Annotated in this window: 1 protein-coding gene; it reads right to left on the reverse strand. The window is 63.0% G+C overall.

Annotated features, from left to right (window positions below):
* Window positions 1–26: 26 nt before the first annotated feature.
* Window positions 27–1180, reverse strand: a protein-coding gene (locus JI744_RS19020) for an IS3 family transposase (RefSeq protein ID WP_202662760.1) whose coding sequence is annotated in 2 segments (ribosomal slippage) — window positions 27–922 and window positions 922–1180 — 1155 coding nt in all. Because the reading frame shifts where the segments join, the coding sequence is not laid out codon by codon here.
* Window positions 1181–1248: the final 68 nt, after the last annotated feature.

Raw genomic sequence — 1248 nt, forward strand, 5'->3', positions numbered from 1 at the left:
TGACCTGCCCCCCGGTCGTCCCTCGTTCATAACGAGAGTCCTTGGGGTTGATAGTGGTCGGTTTCGGGTTGGGCAAGCGCGCCGGGCGCGGAGCCCTCAGATTGCTCAAGCGCCCGGCGCGCGTCGGACGGAGTCTTGTTGCCCAGCGAGGAATGGGGCCGGACGTGGTTGTAGTCGTAGCGCCAGAGGGCCAGTTTGCGGCGGGCATCGGCCAGGCTATCGAAGATTTCCTCGTTCAGGCATTCGTCCCGCAGGCTGCCGTTGAAGCTTTCGATGTAGCCGTTCTGCTGCGGCTTGCCCGGATCGATGTAGTGCCATTCGACGCCGTTCTCGTTAGCCCATTTCAGGATCGCCTTGCTGGTGAACTCGGTCCCGTTGTCGCTGACGATGCAAGCGGGCTTGCCGTAAATCCTGACCAGGGCATCCAGTTCTCGCGCCACCCGAGCCCCAGAGATGCTGGTGTCGGCGATCAGCGCCAGGTTCTCGCGGCAGCAATCGTCGTTGACGGCCAGGATGCGGAACTTGCGGCAGGCCCCGAAGGTGTCGGACAGAAAGTCCAGCGACCAGCGCTGGTTCGGCCGCAGCGGCACCGGCATCGGGGTTCGGCTGCCGCGCGCCCGTTTGCGGCCACGTCTGCGTCGCACTGACAGCCCCTCTTCGCGGTAAATCCGGTAGAGCTTCTTCTCGTTCATGACCATGCCCTTGCGCTCCAGCAGGATGCCCACGCGCCGATACCCGAACCGGCGGCGCTTCTCGGCGATCTTGCGCATCTCCTCACGGATTTCCGAGTTGTCGGGCGGCCTGTCACGCCGCACCGTCTTCGGATCGACACCGATCAGGACGCAGGCCCGGCGCTGAGAGATCGGATGATCCTTCATCGCCCGCAGCACCGCGTCCCGCCGCGCCATCGGTGTCGTCAGGGTTTTCCCAGCAAGTCTTTCAGAACCACATTGTCGAGCATGGCATCCGCCAGCAGGCGCTTGAGCTTCGCATTCTCGTCTTCGAGTTGCTTCAGCCGCTTGGCGTCGGACAGATCCATCCCGCCATACTTGGCCTTCAGCTTGTAGAACGTTGCTGGGCTCAGCCCGTGCTTCCGGCAAAGCTCGGAGGTCGGCAAACCGGCCTCCTGTTCCCTGATCATCCCGATAATCTGCGCCTCGGTGAAACGGCTTTTCCTCATGTCGTCTGCTCCTTCTCAGGTTGGGCAGACTCTACATCACAGCGAGGGAACTTCCGGGGGGCAGGTCA

This window comes from Fuscibacter oryzae, from assembly GCF_016765795.1.
Lineage (GTDB): Bacteria > Pseudomonadota > Alphaproteobacteria > Rhodobacterales > Rhodobacteraceae > Fuscibacter > Fuscibacter oryzae.